The 17,345-nt window shown below is 65.9% G+C and carries 14 protein-coding genes; 9 read left to right on the top strand and 5 right to left on the bottom strand.

Annotated elements, in window-relative coordinates:
* Positions 1 to 141: 141 nt before the first annotated feature.
* Positions 142 to 1,200 (bottom strand): polyamine ABC transporter substrate-binding protein, encoded by a 1,059-nt coding sequence (locus tag DK254_RS21930; RefSeq protein ID WP_109935457.1) that lies wholly within the window; start codon positions 1,198 to 1,200, stop codon positions 142 to 144.
* Between the two features lie 206 nt (positions 1,201 to 1,406).
* Entirely contained in the window at positions 1,407 to 2,783 is a 1,377-nt protein-coding gene (locus DK254_RS21925; protein WP_109935456.1) for a glutamine synthetase family protein, read from the bottom strand.
* Positions 2,784 to 3,060: 277 nt separating this feature from the next.
* Here DK254_RS21925 and DK254_RS21920 point away from each other — a divergent pair, with 277 nt between their 5' ends.
* The 8 genes from DK254_RS21920 (at position 3,061) to DK254_RS21885 (ending at position 12,176) form a co-directional block, all read left to right on the top strand.
* Positions 3,061 to 3,813 (top strand): gamma-glutamyl-gamma-aminobutyrate hydrolase family protein, encoded by a 753-nt coding sequence (locus DK254_RS21920; protein ID WP_109935455.1) that lies wholly within the window; start codon positions 3,061 to 3,063, stop codon positions 3,811 to 3,813.
* A 41-nt stretch (positions 3,814 to 3,854) separates the two neighbouring features.
* The gene (locus DK254_RS21915; RefSeq protein WP_109935454.1) at positions 3,855 to 5,213 is read left to right on the top strand and encodes a glutamine synthetase family protein; all 1,359 of its coding nucleotides are present in this window, start codon (positions 3,855 to 3,857) and stop codon (positions 5,211 to 5,213) included.
* A gap of 62 nt (positions 5,214 to 5,275) precedes the next feature.
* The gene (locus tag DK254_RS21910) at positions 5,276 to 6,640 is read left to right on the top strand and encodes an aspartate aminotransferase family protein (RefSeq protein WP_109935453.1); all 1,365 of its coding nucleotides are present in this window, start codon (positions 5,276 to 5,278) and stop codon (positions 6,638 to 6,640) included.
* Between the two features lie 116 nt (positions 6,641 to 6,756).
* A complete protein-coding gene (locus DK254_RS21905) occupies positions 6,757 to 7,857 on the top strand; it encodes a polyamine ABC transporter substrate-binding protein (RefSeq protein WP_089390841.1) in 1,101 nt (366 codons plus the stop codon).
* Between the two features lie 255 nt (positions 7,858 to 8,112).
* The gene (locus DK254_RS21900) at positions 8,113 to 9,186 is read left to right on the top strand and encodes a polyamine ABC transporter substrate-binding protein (RefSeq protein WP_256595942.1); all 1,074 of its coding nucleotides are present in this window, start codon (positions 8,113 to 8,115) and stop codon (positions 9,184 to 9,186) included.
* A gap of 58 nt (positions 9,187 to 9,244) precedes the next feature.
* Positions 9,245 to 10,399 (top strand): ABC transporter ATP-binding protein, encoded by a 1,155-nt coding sequence (locus DK254_RS21895; RefSeq protein ID WP_074980346.1) that lies wholly within the window; start codon positions 9,245 to 9,247, stop codon positions 10,397 to 10,399.
* A gap of 26 nt (positions 10,400 to 10,425) precedes the next feature.
* Positions 10,426 to 11,307, top strand: coding sequence for an ABC transporter permease subunit (locus DK254_RS21890; protein WP_173427895.1), 882 nt, complete (start codon positions 10,426 to 10,428; stop codon positions 11,305 to 11,307).
* Positions 11,304 to 12,176: an ABC transporter permease subunit gene (locus tag DK254_RS21885; protein ID WP_109935451.1), complete on the top strand. Its 873-nt coding sequence runs from the start codon at positions 11,304 to 11,306 to the stop codon at positions 12,174 to 12,176. Before DK254_RS21890 ends, DK254_RS21885 begins: the two co-directional genes overlap by 4 nt.
* Positions 12,177 to 12,584: 408 nt before the next feature.
* Here the strand turns inward: DK254_RS21885 and DK254_RS21880 are convergent, their stop codons facing one another.
* Positions 12,585 to 14,975 (bottom strand): penicillin acylase family protein, encoded by a 2,391-nt coding sequence (locus DK254_RS21880; RefSeq protein WP_109935450.1) that lies wholly within the window; start codon positions 14,973 to 14,975, stop codon positions 12,585 to 12,587.
* A gap of 105 nt (positions 14,976 to 15,080) precedes the next feature.
* Between DK254_RS21880 and DK254_RS21875 the strand changes: the two genes are divergently transcribed.
* Positions 15,081 to 16,115: an AraC family transcriptional regulator gene (locus tag DK254_RS21875; RefSeq protein WP_109935449.1), complete on the top strand. Its 1,035-nt coding sequence runs from the start codon at positions 15,081 to 15,083 to the stop codon at positions 16,113 to 16,115.
* Positions 16,116 to 16,132: 17 nt separating this feature from the next.
* On the opposite strand, the gene DK254_RS21870 is transcribed toward DK254_RS21875, so the two are convergent.
* Together DK254_RS21870 and DK254_RS21865 are read right to left on the bottom strand one after the other, a co-directional pair.
* On the bottom strand, positions 16,133 to 16,636 hold the full coding sequence (locus tag DK254_RS21870; protein ID WP_109935448.1) for a transcriptional regulator: 504 nt from the start codon (positions 16,634 to 16,636) through the stop codon (positions 16,133 to 16,135).
* Between the two features lie 31 nt (positions 16,637 to 16,667).
* Positions 16,668 to 17,276, bottom strand: a complete 609-nt coding sequence (locus DK254_RS21865) for a DUF6436 domain-containing protein (protein WP_109935447.1) — start codon at positions 17,274 to 17,276, stop codon at positions 16,668 to 16,670.
* Between the last annotated feature and the right edge of the window lie 69 nt (positions 17,277 to 17,345).

The following is a 17,345-nucleotide window of genomic DNA, read 5'->3' as shown; positions in this document are numbered from 1 at the left end:
TGCTGGCGCGGGGCTTGCGGGAGCTGGTGGGGGCGGGCATGGGGTTCTCCGGGCATGAGCGGCTATTGGACTTCAGCTCAGGCGCCCGGAGCAAGTTCGCAGGCTTGGCGCCGCCGTGGCGTGGCGGCGCGCCGCTGGCCGTCAGTGGTCGGCCAGCAGCTTGTCCCAGGTTTCCTTGAGCACCGGGGCGGTCTTTTCCGGGGCGATTTCCAGGGCGAACAGGCGGCGCTTGGTCTCCTGGTCCGGGTACAGGCCCGGCTGCTGGCGCAGTTCGGCGTCGAGGAAGGCCGCGGCGTCGACGTTGGCGTTCGGGTAGAGGGTGGCGGCGGTGACCTGGGCGGCGACCTTCGGCTGCAGCATGAAGTCGATGAAGCGCAGGGCCAGGTCCGGGTGCTGGGCGCTGCTGGGCACCACCAGGTTGTCGATGAACAGCACCGAGCCTTCCTGCGGCACCACGAAGTGCACCGGCTGCCCGGCGCGGGCCGCGTGCAGGGCGTCGCCGACCCAGGCCATGGCCACGCACAGCTTGCCGTCGTTGAGGTCCTGGATGTAGCGCTCGCTATCGATGTAGCGCAGGTTCGGGCGCAGCGCCGCGAGCACCTGGCCTGCGCGGCGGATCTGCGTCGGCGCGCTGCGGGCGAAGTTGCGCCCCTGGTAGTTCATCAGCACCGAGAAGGTCTCGTCGGGCGCGTCCAGCAGGCTCATGCCGCAGCTCTTCAGGCGCGCGCTGTATTGCGGGTCGAACAGCAGGCCCCAGCTGTCCGGCACCGGCCCGCCCAGGGCCTTCTCGGCCTGCGGCTGGTTCACCGCCAGGCCCACGGCGCCCCACAGGTAGGGCACGGCATGGCGGTTGTCGGGGTCGACGGCGGCCAGCTTGCTCATCAGTTGCGGGTCGAGGTGGCTGCGGTTGGGCAGGCGGGTGAAGTCCAGCGGCTGGATCAGCTTGTCCTTGATCAGCTGCGGCAGGTCGTTGTGGGAGGGGACGGCGACGTCGATCTTCTCGCCGGAGTGCAGCGCCTGTTTCAGTTCCTCGGCGGTGCTGTAGGTGTGGTACTCGACACGGACGCCGCTGGCCTTCTCGAAATCCTTGAGCGCTTCCGGGGCGATGTAGTCGTTCCAGTTGTAGACGCGGATGACGTCCTCGGCCTGGGCGAACAGTGGGCAGAGCAGCAGCAACAGCGGGGCGAGCAGGCGTGGCATTGGCATTCTCCCTGTATGTCAAGGCACAGCATGGACGGCCGGCGGCCATTCCGGGGCTTGGTTGCAGCGTGGAGCGGCAGAGCAGGGTGAGGCGAGGTAAGCCCGCCCGGCCGGGAAGGCATGGCGCAGTCGTGCACTGCGGCCGCCCGGCGGGCAAGGCGATCGGACGAACGCCGGCGCGGGGCCGGCGTTGTCCGGGGCGTTTCCTATACGGTGTGCAGGTACCAGTTGTACTCGAGGTCGGAGATCGAATACTCGAACTCCTGCAGCTCGTGTTCCTTGCACGCGACGAAGATGTCGATGTACTCGGGGCTGATGTACTTGTTCATCACGTCGCTGTCGTCCAGCTCGCGCAGGGCATCGCGCAGGTTGTTCGGCAGGCTCTGCTCCAGTTGCTCGTAGGCGTTGCCCTCGATGGGCGCGCCCGGCTCGACCTTGTTGGTCAGGCCGTGGTGGACGCCGGCGAGGACCGCGGCCAGCAGCAGGTAGGGGTTGGCGTCCGCGCCGGCTACCCGGTGTTCCAGGCGTACCGCTTCCGCCGCGCCGGTGGGCACGCGCAGGGCCACGGTACGGTTGTCCAGGCCCCAGCTCGGCGCGTTCGGCACGAAGAAGGCCGAGCCGAAACGGCGGTAGGAGTTGACGTTCGGGCAGAGGAAGGCCATGGAGGCCGGCAGGGTCTCGAGCACACCGCCGATCGCGTGACGCAACGCGGCGTTCTGCTCGGGATCCTCGCTGGCGAAGATGTTCTTGCCGTCCTTGTCCAGCAGCGACACGTGAACGTGCAGACCGTTGCCGGCCTGGCCCGGGTAGGGCTTGGCCATGAAGGTCGAGTCCATCTCGTGGTCGTATGCCACGTTCTTGATCAGGCGCTTGAGCAGCACCGCGTAGTCGCAGGCCTTGAGCGCATCGTTGACGTGGTGGAGGTTGACCTCGAACTGCGCCGGGGCGCTTTCCTTGACGATGGCGTCGGCCGGGATGCCCTGGGCGCGGGCGCCGTCGATGATGTCCTGCAGGCAGTCGGCATACTCGTCGAGGTCGTCGATGGAGTAGACCTGTACCGATTGCGGGCGCTTGCCGGAGATGGGCGAACGCGGCGGCTGCGGACGGCCGTTCACGTTCTCCTGGTCGATCAGGTAGAACTCCAGTTCGAAGGCCGCGACTATGCTCAGGCCGATGTCGGTGAATTTCTGGATGACCTGGCGCAGGACTTCACGCGGGTCGGCGAAGAAGGGCGCGCCTTCCATTTCATGCATGGTCATCAGCAGTTGCGCGGTCGGGCGCTTCTGCCAGGGTTCCATGGCTATGGTGTCGGGGATGGGATAGCAGACACGGTCGGCGTCGCCAATGTCCAGGCCAAGGCCGGTGCTTTCAACGGTGGAGCCAGTGATGTCGAGGGCAAACAGCGAAGCGGGGAGATTGATGCCTTTCTCGTAGACTTTCGGCAGGTTGGTGCGCTCGATGCGCTTGCCGCGAACCACGCCATTCATATCTGCAATAAGGAGGTCGACGAACTGGACCTCGGGGTGTTCCTTCAGGAACTCGGTCGCTTCTGAGAGCGGAACGGCACTCGGGGGTACCGACATGGTGCAACACCTTTATTGTTAAAAATATCAATCATTCGGGGGCTAGGGTGTGAGTCAATCCGAAAGGCCTGTTGATGTCAATAGCGCCACTTCCTGCCCGCTTATGGTGCAAGGTGGCCATTTCTGGGGCATTTCGGCTTGTCTCAGGGGCCGTGAAAGCGTGTTGTCATGGGATGTTCAGCGAGGCGTGTGCGATTTTTTACAGGACTATTGTGTAAAAAAATGAACAGCGCTAAGCTCGGTCGCAACCCATAACACTTACAAGCACGGGTGTCCCATGTCTCGCCTGCCGTTAATAGGCGTGACCGCCTGCGTCAGGCAAGTCGGTCATAAAACCAGCCATACCGTCGGCGACAAATACGTCAGCGCCGTGGTGGCCGGGGCCAATGGTCTACCGTTGATCATTCCCGCCCTGGGCGAGGCTCTCGACCAGGACACCTTGCTCTCCAGCCTCGATGGGCTGCTGTTCAGCGGATCACCGTCGAACGTCGAGCCTCATCATTATAGTGGGCCCGCGAGCGATGCAGGCACTTTGCATGACATCGCCCGAGACGCTACTACACTGCCGCTCATTCGCGCTGCGATCGCCGCTGGCGTGCCGGTACTCGGCATCTGCCGCGGTTTCCAGGAGATCAACGTGGCTCTCGGCGGCACGCTGCACCAGAAGGTGCACGATACTTCAGGATTCATGGACCACCGCGAGCCGGACGACGAGCCGGTCGAGGTGCAGTACGCCCCGCGCCACGTCGTCGACGTGCAGCCGGGCGGCGTTCTCGCCGGCATCGGCTTGCCGGCGCAGATCCAGGTCAATTCCATTCATGGCCAAGGCGTTGCACGTCTGGCGCCGGGCCTTCGCGTAGAAGCACTGGCGCCTGACGGGTTGGTCGAAGCCTTCTCCGTAGAAGGTGCCAGGGCCTTCGCCCTCGGCGTGCAGTGGCACCCGGAGTGGCAGGTCCGATCCAATCCCAACTATCTCGCCATCTTCCAGGCATTCGGCAAAGCCTGCAGCAAGAGGGCGGGGCAACGTTGAGCCCGGCGGTTGGGGCCGGGCTCTCACACCCTGAGGTCTTTATGACTACCAAGCTAGACCAGCTGACCGGCTGGCTGAAGGAACGCAAGATCACCGAAGTGGAATGCATGATCGCCGACCTGACCGGGATTGCCCGGGGCAAGATCGCGCCGACCAACAAATTCCTCAACGAGAAGGGCATGCGCCTGCCGGAGTCCGTGCTCCTGCAGACCGTGACCGGTGATTACGTCGAGGACGACATCTACTACGACCTGCTGGACCCGGCGGACATCGACATGGTCTGCCGCCCGGACGAGAATGCCGTGTTCCTCGTCCCCTGGGCCATCGAGCCCACCGCGATGGTCATCCACGACACCTACGACAAGCTCGGCAACCCCATCGAGCTGTCGCCGCGCAATATCTTGAAGCGCGTGCTCAAGCTCTACGCCGACAAGGGCTGGAAGCCCATCGTGGCGCCGGAGATGGAGTTCTACCTGACCAAGCGCAGCGACGACCCCGACTACCCGCTGCAGGCCCCCGTGGGCCGTTCCGGGCGCCAGGAAACCGGCCGCCAGTCCTTCTCCATCGACGCGGCGAACGAATTCGACCCGCTGTTCGAGGACATGTACGACTGGTGCGAGGCGCAGGGCCTGGACCTGGACACCCTGATCCACGAGGAAGGCACCGCGCAGATGGAAATCAACTTCCGTCACGGCGATGCCCTGGACCTGGCCGACCAGATCCTGGTGTTCAAGCGCACCATGCGCGAGGCCGCACTCAAGCACAACGTGGCCGCGACCTTCATGGCCAAGCCGATGACCGGCGAGCCGGGCAGCGCCATGCACCTGCACCAGAGCATCATCGACATCAAGACCGGCAAGAACATCTTCTCCAATGCCGACGGCACCATGAGCGAGCTGTTCCTGCACCACGTCGGCGGCCTGCAACGCTTCATCCCCGAGGCCCTGCCGCTGTTCGCCCCGAACGTCAACTCGTTCCGCCGCTTCCTGCCCGACACCTCGGCGCCGGTGAACGTCGAGTGGGGCGAGGAGAACCGTACCGTGGGCCTGCGCGTGCCGGATTCCAACCCGGAGAACCGCCGCGTGGAAAACCGCTTGGCCGGCGCCGACGCCAACCCGTACCTGGCCCTGGCCGCCAGCCTGCTGTGCGGCTACATCGGCATGGTCGAAGGCATCAGACCCAGTGCCCAGGTCAAGGGCCGCGGCTACGAACGACGTAACCTGCGCCTGCCGCTGACCATCGAGGCGGCACTGGAAACCATGGAAGGCAGCAAGACCCTTGAACAGTACCTGGGCAGCAAGTTCATCCGCGGCTACGTCGCGGTGAAACGTGCCGAACACGAGAACTTCAAGCGGGTGATCAGTTCCTGGGAGCGGGAGTTCCTCCTGCTGTCCGTCTGATCGGCGTGGGGTCCGGCCCTGCCGGCCGGGCCCCGTGTTCATTACAGAGAGGTTTTACCAAAATGACGAAACAGACCAGCGCCCAGACCCAACACTGGCAGGCGCTCAGCCGCGAACACCACCTGGCTCCGTTCACCGACTACAAGCAGCTGAACGAGAAGGGTGCGCGCATCATCACCAAGGCCGAGGGCGTGTACCTGTGGGACAGCGAGGGCAACAAGATCCTCGATGGCATGGCCGGCCTGTGGTGCATGAACGTCGGCTATGGTCGCAAGGAGCTCGCCGAGGTCGCCTACAAGCAGATGCTCGAGCTGCCCTACTACAACCTGTTCTTCCAGACCGCGCACCCGCCCGTGCTGGAACTGGCCAAGGCCATCGCCGACATCGCCCCCGAAGGCATGAACCACGTGTTCTTCACCGGCTCCGGCTCGGAGTCCAACGACACCGTGCTGCGCATGGTCCGCCACTACTGGTCGATCAAGGGCAAGCCGCAGAAGAAGGTGGTCATTGGCCGCTGGAACGGCTACCACGGCTCCACCGTCGCCGGCGTCAGCCTCGGCGGCATGAAGGCCCTGCACGGCCAGGGCGACCTGCCGATCCCGGGCATCGTGCACATCGCCCAGCCCTACTGGTACGGCGAGGGCGGCGACATGTCGGCGGAAGAGTTCGGCGTCTGGGCCGCCGAGCAACTGGAGAAGAAGATTCTCGAAGTCGGCGAGGCGAACGTCGCCGCCTTCATCGCCGAGCCGATCCAGGGCGCCGGTGGCGTGATCGTCCCGCCGGAAACCTACTGGCCGAAGATCCGCGAGATCCTCGCCAAGTACGAGATCCTGTTCATCGCCGACGAAGTCATCTGCGGCTTCGGCCGTACCGGCGAGTGGTTCGGCAGCCAGTACTACGGCAACGCCCCGGACCTGATGCCGATCGCCAAGGGCCTGACCAGCGGCTACATCCCCATGGGCGGCGTAATCGTCCGCGACGAGATCGTCGATACCCTGAATGAGGGTGGCGAGTTCTACCACGGCTTCACTTACTCTGGTCACCCCGTGGCCGCAGCGGTGGCCCTGGAGAACATCCGCATCCTGCGCGAGGAGAAGATCGTCGAGACCGTGAAGGCGGAAACGGCACCCTACTTGCAGAAGCGCTGGCAGGAGCTGGCCGACCACCCGCTGGTGGGCGAGGCCCGCGGCGTCGGCATGGTGGCCGCGCTGGAGCTGGTGAAGAACAAGAAGACCCGCGAGCGCTTCGAGAACGGCGTCGGCATGCTGTGCCGCGAGCACTGCTTCCGCAACGGCCTGATCATGCGCGCGGTGGGAGACACTATGATTATTTCGCCGCCGCTGGTCATCACCAAGCCGGAGATCGACGAGTTGATCACCCTGGCGCGCAAGTGCCTCGATCAAACCGCCGCCGTAGCGCTGTCTTGAGTCTTTCACCGGACCTTTGACAGACTGCGCCTGTGCGTTGGCCAGGCTCACCGGGTGGTGAAGGCGGGAAGCCGCCGACGCCACCCGGAACATCAAAAACAATTGGAGCTACCCGCATGTTCAAGACCTTCGGCAAGACCCTGCTCGCCATGACTCTGGCGGGCGCTGTGGCCGGCATGGCACAGGCCGATGACAAGGTACTGCACGTTTACAACTGGTCCGACTACATCGCCCCGAACACGGTTGACGAGTTCACCAAGGCCACCGGCATCAAGGTGGTCTACGACGTCTACGACAGCAACGAAGTGCTGGAGGCCAAGCTGCTGGCCGGCAAGTCGGGCTACGACGTGGTGGTGCCGTCGAACTCCTTCCTGGCCAAGCAGATCAAGGCCGGCGTCTACCAGCCGCTGGACCGTTCCAAGCTGCCGAACTGGAAGAACCTCAACCCGGACATCATGAAGACCCTCGAGGTCAGCGACCCGGGCAACAAGTTCGCCATCCCCTACATGTGGGGCACCATCGGCATCGGCTACAACCCGGACAAGGTCAAGGCCGCGCTGGGCGACAACGCCCCGGTGGATTCCTGGGACCTGGTGTTCAAGCCCGAGAACATCCAGAAGCTGAAGCAATGCGGCGTGAGCTTCCTCGACTCGCCCACCGAGATGCTGCCGGCGGCCCTGCACTACCTGGGCTACAAGCCGGACAGCCAGGACCCGAAGGAAATCAAGGCCGCCGAGGACCTGTTCCTGAAGATCCGCCCGTACATCACCTACTTCCACTCCTCCAAGTACATCTCGGACCTGGCCAACGGCAACATCTGCGTGGCCATCGGCTACTCGGGTGACATCTACCAGGCCAAGTCCCGCGCGGTGGAAGCCAAGAACAACGTGAAGGTGGCCTACCACATTCCGAAGGAAGGCGCCGGCGCCTTCTTCGACACCGTGGCCATTCCGAAGGACTCCGAGAACCCCGAAGGCGCGCTGAAGTGGATCAACTTCCTGCTCGAGCCGAAGGTGATCGCCGAGATCTCCGACACCGTCTCCTACCCGAACGCCAACGCCGCGGCCACTCCGCTGGTGAACGAGGAAATCCGTAACGACCCGGGCATCTACCCGAGCGACGAGGTCATGAAGAAGCTGTACGCCTTCCCGGACCTGCCGGCGAAGACCCAGCGCCTGATGACGCGCAGCTGGACCACCATCAAGTCCGGCAAGTGACGGCATGGCCCGGCCGCTCGTCCCGAACGGCCGGGCCCTTGCGGAAAGCGGTGGCGCCGCTGCCGCCTTCCGGAACACACGGATCATCTGCAGTGGGATGACCGTTGGTTGCAGCGCTCTCGTTTCCGACCGGGCTGCATTTAGCGCTCGTGCGCGCCACGGAAGGCCCTGAACAAGCTGTAAAAAAGCCAACCAGACAAAGAAGCTTCATAACAACGAGAGGACCGACGTGTGCGAATTCCCTTCCGCAATACCCTGATCGCCGCCATCTCAACGTTGGGCCTGGGCGCCGCCGTGGCGCAGGCCGAGCCGACCGTCCACATCTACAACTGGAGCGACTACATCGGCGAGACCACCCTGGCCGATTTCGAGAAGGAAACCGGCATCAAGCCGGTGTACGACGTCTTCGACTCCAACGAAACCCTCGAAGGCAAGCTGCTGGCCGGCCGCACCGGTTACGACATCGTGGTGCCGTCCAACCACTTCCTCGGCCGCCAGATCAAGGCCGGTGCCTTCCAGAAGCTGGACAAGAGCCAGCTGCCGAACTGGAAGAATCTCGATCCCAAGCTGATGAAGCAGCTGGAAGCCAACGACCCGGGCAACCTGTACGGCGTGCCGTACCTGTGGGGCACCAACGGCATCGGCTACAACGTCGACAAGGTCAAGGCCGTGCTCGGCGTCGACAAGATCGACTCCTGGGCCGTGCTCTTCGAGCCCGAGAACATGAAGAAGCTCAGCCAGTGCGGCGTCGCCTTCCTCGATTCGGGCGACGAAATGGTGCCGGCCGTGCTCAAGTACCTGGGCCTGGACCCCAACAGCACCAACCCGGCCGACTACGAGAAGGCCGAGGCCAAGCTGATGGCGGTACGCCCGTACGTCACCTATTTCCATTCCTCCAAGTACATCTCGGACCTGGCCAACGGCAACATCTGCGTCGCCGCCGGGTTCTCCGGCGACGTGTTCCAGGCCGCCAACCGCGCCAAGGAAGCCGGCAAGGGCGTGAACATCGCCTATGCGATCCCCAAGGAAGGTGCCAACCTGTGGTTCGACATCCTGGCGATCCCCAAGGACGCCTCGAACCCCAAGCAGGCCCACGCCTTCATCAACTACCTGCTCAAGCCCGAGGTGATCGCCAAGGTCAGCGATTACGTCGGTTACGCCAACCCGAACCCCAAGGCTGGCGAATTCATGGATGAGTCCGTGCGCGACAATCCCGAGGTGTACCCACCTCAGGAGGTACTCGACAAGCTCTTCGTGCAGCACGAGTTGCCGCCGAAGATCCTGCGCCTCATGACCCGTTCCTGGACCAAGATCAAGTCCGGCAAGTAAGCAATCCGAGTACGCCCGGCCGCGGGGGCCGGGCGTCTAAAAGTTGGGAGTTGTGGTAATGGCTATAGCCTCCGGTGCCTACAAGAAAGCCCTCGCGGGCGACCAGCAGCCCAAAGAGGTGTTGGTAAAAATCGACCGGGTCACCAAGCAGTTCGACGAAACCCTTGCGGTGGACAGTGTTTCCCTGACCATCAAGAAGGGCGAGATCTTCGCATTGCTCGGCGGTTCCGGTTCCGGTAAATCCACCCTGTTGCGCATGCTGGCCGGCTTCGAGCGGCCGACCGAAGGTCGCATCTTCCTGGACGGCCAGGACATCACCGACCTGCCGCCCTACGAGCGGCCGATCAACATGATGTTCCAGTCCTATGCGCTCTTCCCGCACATGTCGGTGGCGCAGAACATCGCCTTCGGCCTGAAGCAGGACGGCCTGCCCAAGGCCGAGATCGACAAGATCGTCGAGGAGATGCTCAAGCTGGTGCAGATGACCCAGTACGCCAAGCGCAAGCCGCACCAGCTGTCCGGCGGCCAGCGCCAGCGCGTGGCCCTGGCCCGTTCGCTGGCCAAGCGGCCGAAGCTGCTGCTGCTCGACGAGCCCATGGGCGCCCTGGACAAGAAGCTGCGTTCGCAGATGCAGCTGGAGCTGGTGGAGATCATCGAGCGCGTCGGCGTGACCTGCGTGATGGTGACCCACGACCAGGAAGAGGCCATGACCATGGCCCAGCGCATCGCCATCATGCACCTGGGTTGCATCGAGCAGATCGGCAGCCCGATGGACATCTACGAGACCCCGGCCAGCCGCCTGATCTGCGAGTTCATCGGCAACGTCAACATGTTCGACGGCCAACTGGTCGAGGACGTGCAGGACCACGCGGTGATCGCCTGCCCGCAGCTGGAGAACCCGATCTACATCGGCCACGGCATCAGCACCCGTGCCGAAGACAAGCGCATCACCTACGCGCTGCGTCCGGAGAAGGTCATGGTTTCCGCGCAGAAGCCGGAGAACCTCGAGCACGAGGGCTTCAACTGGGCCCAGGGCACCGTCTACGACATCGCCTACCTCGGCGGCCACTCGGTGTACTACATCAAGCTGGCCTCGGGGATGATCGTCCAGGCCTTCATGGCCAACGCCGAACGCCACGTGGCGCGCCCGACCTGGGACCAGCCGGTGTACATCAGCTGGTACGACGACAGCGGTGTGGTGCTGCAATCATGAACATCAGCAAATCGCTCATGAAGCGCCTGCCGCGTGGCCGGCACGCCGTGATCGGTGTGCCGTTCATCTGGCTGTTCCTGTTCTTCCTGCTGCCCTTCGCCATCGTGCTGAAGATCAGCTTGGCGGCAGCGGACGTGGCCATCCCGCCGTACACCGAAGTGTTCCAGTACGCCGACCAGACCCTGCAGCTGGTGCTGAACCTCGGCAACTACCTGATGCTGACGGACGACCCGCTCTACATCGATGCCTACCTGGGCTCGCTGAAGATGGCGGCGATCAGCACCTTCCTGTGCCTGCTGATCGGCTACCCGATGGCCTACGCCATCGCCCGCGCCAGCAAGGAAATGCAGACCGTCCTGCTGCTGCTGATCATGATGCCGACCTGGACGGCGATCCTGATCCGCGTGTACGCCTGGATGGGCATCCTGTCCAACAACGGGCTGCTCAACGGCTTCCTGATGTGGCTGGGGGTGATCAACGAACCGCTGACCATCCTCAACACCAACCTGGCGGTGTACATCGGTATCGTCTACTCGTACCTGCCGTTCATGGTGATGCCGCTGTACGCCAACCTGGTGAAGCATGACATGAGCCTGCTGGAAGCCGCTTCCGACCTCGGCGCGCGCAACTTCACCAGCTTCTGGAAGATCACCGTGCCGCTGTCGAAGAACGGCATCATCGCCGGCTGCATGCTGGTGTTCATCCCGGCGGTGGGCGAGTTCGTCATCCCGGAACTGCTCGGCGGCCCCGAGACGCTGATGATCGGCAAGGTGCTGTGGCAGGAGTTCTTCAACAACCGTGACTGGCCGGTGGCATCCGCCCTGGCGGTGGTCATGCTGGCGATCCTCATCGTGCCCATCATCCTGTTCAACAAGAACCAAGCGAAGGAACTGGAGGGCAAGGTATGAACAAGCGCTGGTCGTTCTCCAACATCATGCTGGTGTTGGGCCTGCTGTTCATCTACGTGCCGATGGTCATCCTGGTCATCTACTCCTTCAACGGCTCCAAGCTGGTGACGGTGTGGGGCGGCTGGTCGGTGAAGTGGTACGTCGGCCTGCTGGACAACACCCAGCTGATCAGCTCGGTGTTCCGCTCCCTGGAAATCGCCGTGTACACGGCGATTTCCTCGGTGGCCCTGGGCACCCTGGCGGCCTTCGTGCTGACGCGCATCCCGCGTTTCCGCGGGCGCACGCTGTTCGGCGGCATGGTCACCGCGCCGCTGGTCATGCCCGAGGTGATCACCGGTCTGTCGCTGCTGCTGCTGTTCGTGGCCATGGCCCAGCTGATCGGCTGGCCGCAGGAGCGCGGCATCGTCACCATCTGGATCGCCCACACCAGCTTCTGCTCGTCCTACGTGGCGGTGGTGGTGTCGGCGCGCCTGCGTGAACTGGACCTGTCCATCGAGGAAGCGGCCATGGACCTGGGCGCCAAGCCCTGGAAAGTGTTCCTGCTGATCACCATCCCGATGATCGCGCCTTCGCTGGCGGCCGGCGGCATGATGTCCTTCGCCCTGTCGCTGGACGACCTGGTGCTGGCCAGCTTCGTGTCCGGCCCCGGCTCCACCACCCTGCCGATGGAAGTGTTCTCCGCCGTGCGCCTGGGCGTGAAGCCGGAGATCAACGCGGTGGCCAGCCTGATCCTGCTGACCGTCTCGCTGTTCACCTTCTTCGCCTGGTACTTCACCCGCCAGGCCGAGGAGCGCCGCAAGCGTGCCGTCCAGGAGGCCATGGAAGCCACGGCCACCGACTGGCAGAAAGGTTCGCCGGCCACCGCCTGACGTCGTCTTGTCGGCCGGCTGCAGCCGGTGCCTGCGAAAGCCATGGGCCACCTTCGGGTGGCCCATGTTTTTGGGGGTGCGGACATATGCCGAAGGGCAAGAAGAATCTGTTTTCTCAGAAGAATCTGACAGTCAATCGCTGCAACTTCCACGCATTTGCCAACTACTATTCAGTGTGTCCGTTGGCGGTTGCCGGCTATTCCCCGCAGCTTGGTCGGCCTCCGTGATCCCGGGCAACTTGCCAGTGCTTACCACAGCACCCAGGCGGGAGGTGGTGCGCAAATACAACACCCCGACAGTTATCCCTAGGGGGAATAACGCGCCAGGGAGCTTCGGCGCCTCCCGCAGTCCCTTCTCACGGAAACGACGAACCCCGCATTGCGCGGGGTTCGTCGTTTTCGGCGCCAGCTAGCGGCCCTGCGGGACCAGCCTGAGCAGGCCATGGCTGTTGGCGGCGACCTCGTCGGGCTGGAAATGCTCGGCGTGGTAGCGGCCTTCGACGTAGTCCTCGGCCTGGTCCTTGTAGTGCGCGTCGAACAGCACGCCGCTCTGGCCCACCGGGTTGATGCCCAGGGCGTGGGTCGGGTCGGCGAAGTCCACCAGGCGCCGCGTCGAGGGCCCGTAGGTGACGGCCCAGGGCGCCGGGCCGATGGGCGCCGAGAGGTTGTTCGGCACCTCGTGGCCACCGGGGGCGGCGAAGGGGCCGATGTTGAACAGGCGGTCCAGCGGCTTCTGCATGCCCAGCGGGTGCACGTGGGTGAGGGTGTGCGCCTCGCCCCATCTCCAATTGGCCGGGTCCTGGCCGAAGGTGTCGCGCAGGTGCGCAAGGCTCGCCTGCCAGGCGGCCCTGACGATGTCCGCGCGGCTTTCCTTCTGCGCCGTGCCGCGGTCGTCCCACCAGGGCGAGGTGTCGTCGGCGGCCAGCCGCGGCAAGGCGCTGTCGATCGCCCGGGTGCTCAGCAGGGTGTTGAAGAAGGCGTCGCCCATCTCGTCGTGCATGGCGGCGTAGGCCAACTGGTAGAGGAACTGGCTGAACAGGGTGGCGGCCACCGAGTCCAGCGGGTAGTCGCCCTTCCAGGCCGCCAGTTGCTCCACCAGTGCCTTCTCCTGGTCGCCGGCCGCCACCTGGCGCAGGCTCGGCAGCAGCGGGGCCAGGGTGCGCGGGCCGTAGTCGGTGCCGGTGTCCAGCTGCAGCGCCTGGCTGTTCTGCAGGTCCCACTTCACCGAGGCGTCGGCCAGGCGTTGGTCCAGGCGCTGGCCGCGGTCGGCCAGGTTGTAGTAGCCGGGGATCGGCCGGCCGTTGGCGGGCACCGGCTGGAAGTTGGCCGAGACGATGTAGCCGCGCGCCGGGTTCTCCTCGTGGGGGTTCTCGACGAAGGGGTAGAAGCCGTCCTTGTCCGCCGCGGCGGTGCTGCCGTCGAGGATGAAGTTGGGCTCGACGCCGGCCGGGCGCCGCGGCAGCTGCGCCGAGGCCCACCAGGCGATGTCGCCGCGGGTGTTGGCCCAGACCACGTTGAGCCCCGGCGCGTGGATCTGCGCGGCGGCGGCGCGGGCCTTGTCCAGGGTGTCGGCGCGGTCGAGGTGGTAGAAGGCGTCCAGCAGCGGGTTCTCGGTCTGCAGGAAGCCCCACCACATGGCGATGGGCGTCTTGCCCGAGGCGGCGCCCAGGGCGTCGTTGACGATCGGCCCGTGGGGCGAGCTGCGCAGCACCAGCCTGACCGGCGCCTGGCCCTTGACCGCGATGCTCTGCTCCTCGCGCGCGAGGTCCACCCATTGGCCGTGGTACCAGACCTGCTCGGGGTTGGCCGGGTTGGTCTTCTCGGCCACCAGGTCCATGTCGTCGTTCTGGAACATGGTCAGGCTCCAGCCGAAGTCCTTGTTGTGGCCGAGCATGGCGAAGGGCACCAGGGCCTGGTGGTGGCCGTAGAGTTCGAAGCCCGGGGCGCTGAGCTGCGCCTCGTACCACACCGAGGGCGCGGCGAAGCGGATGTGCGGATCGCCCGCCAGCAATGGCCTGCCGCTGCGCGTGCGGCTGCCGGAGACCACCCAGGCGTTGCTGCCCTCGTACTGTGGCAGGCCGGCGGCCTCCAGGGCCTGCTGGCTGATCTGCGCCAGGGCGCCGAGGTCCTTCCAGTCGCCGGCGGCCAGCGCGGTGGGCCGCTGCAGCACGCCCTCGGGGTGCCAGGCCAGGTCGAAGGCCTTCAGGTAGTCGGCGCCCAGGTCGTCGCGGATGTAGGTGAGCACCGGCTCGGTGCGCAGGGCCACGGCGAAGCTGTAGGCCAGGTAGCCGGACACGGCGAGGGTGTCCTCCACCGTGAACGGCCGCTTGGGGATGCCCAGCACGTCGAACTCCAGCGGCTTCGGGTGGCTGGCCTGGTACTGGTTGATGCCGTCCAGGTAGGCCTGCAGGGCTTTCCAGGCCGGCGACTGGCGGTCCTGGCGGGCGGCGTACTCGGCGGCATGGCTGCGCAGGCGCAGGGTGCGGAACAGGCGGTCGGTGTCCACCAGCTTGGGCCCCAGCACCTCGGCCAGTTCGCCGTTGGCCAGGCGGCGCAGCATCTCCATCTGGAACAGCCGGTCCTGGGCGTGCACGTAGCCCAGCGCGCGGTACAGGTCGCTTTCGTTCTGCGCACGGATGTGCGGCACGCCACGCTCGTCGTAGCGCACCTCGACCTCGGCCTGCAGCCCCGGCAGCCCGGCCAGGCCGTCGCGGGTCGGCTGCTTGCCATGCAGGTACCAGGCACCCCCGGCGGCGGCCGCCGCCACCAGCACGGCAAGAACGGTCAACGTACGTTTCATGCAAGGCTCTCCTTGTTGTTCTGCGCGGATTCTGCGCATTCGCGCCGGGCGCTTGCATTGACCAAACGCCCGCAAGCTGCAAGTCTTCGGTCAAAAGGAGGCCGCATGCCCGCTGCGCGCGCACCACTCACCCACTCGGCCACCCTGCGCCGCCTGCTCTACGAGGCCCTGGCCAGCCTGGGGCTGGAGCCGGCGCGCATCTACCGCCAGGCGCTGCGCCGGGTGCGCCTGGCGCCGGTGAGCGCCGACGGCCGCCTGCTGCACGACGAGGTGCCGTTGTTCTGGGCGGCGCTGCCGGAGCTTAGCGGCGACGCGGACATCGGCCTGCACCTGGGCGAGGCGATGAAGCCGCGCCTGCTCGACGTGGTCGGCTACCTGCTGCTCGCCAGCCGCGACCTGGAGCAGGCGCTGCACAGCTTCCTGCGCTTCCAGCACATCCTTTCCGGCGGCCTGGCCGCGCAGCTGCGCGAGGAGGGCGAGCAGGTGCGGCTGGTGCTCGACATCCACTACCGCGACTGCCCGCCGCTGCGCCAGCAGATGGAATGCCTGCTGCTGCTGTTCATCAAGCTGCTGAAGGCGGTCACCGACGACGAGTTCGCCTGTTCCGCCATCGAGTTCCGCCACGCCGCGCCCCGGCGCCTGGCCGAGCACCGCCGGCTGTTCGGGCTGACGCCGCGCTTCGCCTGCGAACACGATGCCCTGCTGTTCCCCCGCGCCCTGCTGCGACGTCCGTCGCGCACGGCCAACGCTGCCTTGCACGGCGTGCTCACCCGGCATGCCGAGGAGGAATTGCAACGCCTGCAGGAGAACGACCTGCTCAACCGCCTGCGCTACCTGCTGGCCCACCGCCTGGGCCGCGAGCCCTGCACCCTGGAGGCCTGCGCCGAGCTGCTGGGGCTGCCGGCCGGGGCCCTGCAGCGCAGCCTGGCCGGGCAGGGCAGCGGCTTCCGCGAGCTGCACGAGGAAGTGCGCCGCCAGCGCGCCACCGAGCTGCTGGCCGAAGGCGTGGCCATCCGCGAGGTCGCGCGGACCTGCGGCTTCGCCGAGCTGTCGCCGTTCTACCGCGCCTTCCGGCGCTGGTTCGGGGTGCCGCCGGAGGCCTACCGGCGGCGTTTGCGGGAGATGGCGCAGGCGCGTTGAGGCGACCCGCGCCGGGTTCATTCGGCCAGCGGGATCTCGCGGGACACGTCCAGCAGGGCCATGGCGTCGAGCTGTGTCTCGATCTGCAGGAAGCGCATGGCGCGCGTCGGCGAGACGGCCTTGGCCATGCGCGTGATGTAGCGGTTGCGCAGGTCCAGGCGCATCTGCTGGAGCTTCTCGGCGCGCGTGATCAGCTTGCTGGCGTCGGCATCGGCGACCTTGCCGGTGTTGTAGGACCTGGCGTAGTCGAGGATCAGCGCCAGGTGCTGCTTGCTCAGCTTCTCGGCTTCGCTGCGGTAGGTGTTGTAGATCGGCCAGAACGCCTCGCCTTCCTTGTCGGTGAGGTTCATGTTGGCTTCGACGATGCGCTTGCGCTTGTAGTCGATGTCGGCCAGGCGGTTGTCGATCTCGGCCTTGTGCTCGGACATCACCTGGTCGGGGTTGGGCGCCTGGTCGTCGGCGACGGCCAGCAGCGGCAGGGCGAGCAGGGCGCACAGGGCGAGGGTGGGGCGTAGCGGCATGGGAGGCTCCTTGTAGTCGCGCGCCGGCCCTTCATGGGCCGGCTCCGGCAAGTGTAGATGCTGGCGCCCGGCTGTCCGCCCGCCAGGGGCAATAGCAGCCTTGCGCGAGGGTCTGGGTGGCCTGCACCGGGCGGCCGTCGACGAGGGCCTGCAGCACCGGCTCGATGAAGCTGTTGGCCGAGCTGCACACCGCGCCTTCGCTATAGGGGCCGAAATAGGCCAGGCGGCCCTGGCGGTCCCAGATGGCCACTGCCGGGCTTGCCGGCAGCGCCTCGGCGCCGGGCGGCATGGCCAACGGCTGCAGGGCCTGGAGGGTGGCGGGCAGGCGGCCCTGGCTGGCGGGTTTCCGTACGGCGAAGAACTGCACGCCGAGCGGCGCGAAGCGCGCCAGCAGCTCGGCCAGGTGCTGCTGGTTGCCGACGTTGCACGGGCAGGCCGGGTCCCAGAAATGCACCAGGCGGATGGCGCCGGGGCCGGCCAGCCCCGCCGGCAACTGCAGGCCGGCGCCGCTGAACAGCGTCGGCTGGGTGTCGAAGGGGCGGATGTAGCGCTGCTGGAACCACTGGTAGGCGCCCAGCAGGGTGGCGCCGGCGAGCAGTGCGGCCAGGCTGGCGAGGATGAGCTTGCGGCGGGCAGGCATGGCGAATCCCGGTAAGATAGCCCCCAAGAGTGCCATGCCGCCGCCCGCGGCAGAACGGCCCGGTTGCCG

The sequence above is a fragment of the Pseudomonas sp. RW407 genome, from assembly GCF_003176655.1.
Classification (GTDB): Bacteria; Pseudomonadota; Gammaproteobacteria; order Pseudomonadales; family Pseudomonadaceae; genus Pseudomonas; species Pseudomonas delhiensis.
The sequence above is the reverse complement of the archived record's forward strand: the minus strand, read 5'-3'. Positions and strand labels throughout refer to the sequence as shown.

Excerpts from the sequence above, each read along its gene's own strand:
- DK254_RS21930 (WP_109935457.1), bottom strand. The coding sequence starts at position 1,200 with ATGCCACGCCTGCTCGCCCCGCTGTTGCTGCTGCTCTGCCCACTGTTC.
- DK254_RS21925 (WP_109935456.1), bottom strand. The coding sequence starts at position 2,783 with ATGTCGGTACCCCCGAGTGCCGTTCCGCTCTCAGAAGCGACCGAGTTC.
- DK254_RS21920 (WP_109935455.1), top strand. The coding sequence starts at position 3,061 with ATGTCTCGCCTGCCGTTAATAGGCGTGACCGCCTGCGTCAGGCAAGTC.
- DK254_RS21915 (WP_109935454.1), top strand. The coding sequence starts at position 3,855 with ATGACTACCAAGCTAGACCAGCTGACCGGCTGGCTGAAGGAACGCAAG.
- DK254_RS21910 (WP_109935453.1), top strand. The coding sequence starts at position 5,276 with ATGACGAAACAGACCAGCGCCCAGACCCAACACTGGCAGGCGCTCAGC.
- DK254_RS21905 (WP_089390841.1), top strand. The coding sequence starts at position 6,757 with ATGTTCAAGACCTTCGGCAAGACCCTGCTCGCCATGACTCTGGCGGGC.
- DK254_RS21895 (WP_074980346.1), top strand. The coding sequence starts at position 9,245 with ATGGCTATAGCCTCCGGTGCCTACAAGAAAGCCCTCGCGGGCGACCAG.
- DK254_RS21885 (WP_109935451.1), top strand. The coding sequence starts at position 11,304 with ATGAACAAGCGCTGGTCGTTCTCCAACATCATGCTGGTGTTGGGCCTG.
- DK254_RS21880 (WP_109935450.1), bottom strand. The coding sequence starts at position 14,975 with ATGAAACGTACGTTGACCGTTCTTGCCGTGCTGGTGGCGGCGGCCGCC.
- DK254_RS21875 (WP_109935449.1), top strand. The coding sequence starts at position 15,081 with ATGCCCGCTGCGCGCGCACCACTCACCCACTCGGCCACCCTGCGCCGC.
- DK254_RS21870 (WP_109935448.1), bottom strand. The coding sequence starts at position 16,636 with ATGCCGCTACGCCCCACCCTCGCCCTGTGCGCCCTGCTCGCCCTGCCG.
- DK254_RS21865 (WP_109935447.1), bottom strand. The coding sequence starts at position 17,276 with ATGCCTGCCCGCCGCAAGCTCATCCTCGCCAGCCTGGCCGCACTGCTC.